Consider the following 1,926-nt stretch of genomic DNA (forward strand, 5'->3'; position numbering starts at 1 on the left):
TTCAAACTTATCCATTTGTTCAATCACTCCTTTCACCTCCCAAAATCATCTTAAATCAAATTTTGGGTATAAAAAATAGCGGTCCCTTTTTCAACTGATTATTAGTTGATAAAAGGTCCGCTTTTAGATTAACCTATACAAGTTATACCTGTTTGCACATTCCGCATATGCGGGGTGTTGCAAATAGTGTGCTAACTGACGTAATATAGTTTAACTCTGTTTTTTTAACCACTCTACCAATTCTTGTAATGAATTACTCTTTACTTCATTATCATTAATTAGATCAATACTCTGCATCACTAAATTCCAATAGTTACCAACTTCTAGATGATGTATTTTACTTTTTATTTGTTTCCTGTATTCATTTTCTCTAATCTTAAATAGTCTTTGAACAAACAAAATAAATATTTCAGCTATTGCTGAACCAAGTGCTGCCTCATACTCCCCATTAACCAATAATACAAGTATAGCAATAATTATAATCCCAGCAGCAATAAAACAGGAAAACCACAAACCAAAAGATATCTTTGCTTGATTTAACAAAGTATCATATTCTCTTGATAGATATGTTCTATAAAACTCTCTACTATCTACAACAGCCTCTTTCTTTTCTGCTACAGTAAACAAACTATTAAACTCATCACTCAACTGTTTACTATTTACTTTTTTTTCATTTATGATATTCGTATTATACACATTTACAGATTCAGTATCATAAATAGAAACAATTTCTTTTCCAACCACCATTTTCTGTATTTTATACAGATCAGTTAATACAGAACTTATTGTATATCTTGTTTTTATGTTTGGTTCCAACATACCATTAACCAATTTATTTATTGACTCATTAATATCTATTTCAGAAGTAACAATATCTATTGTTGAAAGATTCTTCTTTTCGTCTAACAACTTTGCTAAATCATGAGTCTTAAAAGGAAAAGCCTTCTCAAACATATAATAAAATACTAAACCTAATGAATATACATCACTTTCTATACTATCAGACTCAACTTCAAATCGTTCAGGCGCCATGAAAATCGGTGTTCCTATTATTCCTCCATCTACTGTCTGTGTATAAAAAGGACTTGTCGCAAAATGTATTTTACCCTTAAAACCCCTATTTTTTATTGCGATATCAGATTCGGTGATTATCTTACTTATTCCAAAATCGATTAATACTGGTTTTATATCATTTTTTATAATAATGTTTGAAGGTTTAATATCTCTATGTATAATGTCGTTATTATGCATTTGCTTTATTGCTAAAGTCAAATCAATAGCTATCTTACAGAACTCACCAATTTCCAACGTGTTATTCTTTAGATACTCCCCAAGATCAACTCCATCAATATATTCAAAGACTAAATACATATTTTCCGAAACTATTCCGCGACCTAACAGACTAATTATACTTTTACTCTTCAACTTTGAAAGTATTGCATATTCTCTATCAATTCTAGATTTAGTATATGACTTTGAATAAAGTTTTATAAGTACAACTTTCTTACTAATCTGATCAAATGCTCTATATGAAGTAGAATATGCTCCTTGTCCAAGAACGTCTAATATTACATAATTATTATCAAATACTTTTTGAATCATCACTATCTCCTATATTATGTTAGCTAACAATTATTTTCATGCACTATATGTCGCAAAACATGGTGCTAGAATAAAAACTGGAGAAGTTAAACATAATAAGTTCTGAATCTGATACAATAGAATAATCAGAGAAAGGAATCTATTATGAATAAATCAAGAAGAACATTTACAGCTGAGTTTAAACAAGATGCTGTAGAGTATTACTATTCATCTGGTAAATCAATCAAAGATGCTGCAGATGATTTAAAAGTAAGTCAGTCTTCATTAAACAACTGGGTTCAAAATGCAAAAAAGAATGGAGGCATTGTTGAGCACCGTGGTTCT

At 29.6% G+C, this 1,926-nt stretch carries 2 protein-coding genes; one reads left to right on the top strand and one right to left on the bottom strand.

Going from position 1 to position 1,926, the window contains the following annotated elements; genetic code table 11:
• Window positions 1-210 precede the first annotated feature (210 nt).
• Window positions 211-1,602, bottom strand: a complete 1,392-nt coding sequence (locus tag OIF36_00025) for a serine/threonine protein kinase (GenBank protein MCV6598857.1) — start codon at window positions 1,600-1,602, stop codon at window positions 211-213.
• 144 nt (window positions 1,603-1,746) lie between these two features.
• Here OIF36_00025 and OIF36_00030 point away from each other — a divergent pair.
• A partial coding sequence (locus OIF36_00030; protein MCV6598858.1) for a transposase occupies window positions 1,747-1,926 on the top strand: 180 nt, incomplete at its 3' end.

The sequence above is a fragment of the Alphaproteobacteria bacterium genome (assembly GCA_025800285.1).
Lineage (GTDB): Bacteria > Pseudomonadota > Alphaproteobacteria > JAOXRX01 > JAOXRX01 > JAOXRX01.

Bases quoted from the DNA above. Each gene is read 5' to 3' on its own strand.
- OIF36_00025 (MCV6598857.1), bottom strand. From the start codon at position 1,602: ATGATTCAAAAAGTATTTGATAATAATTATGTAATATTAGACGTTCTT.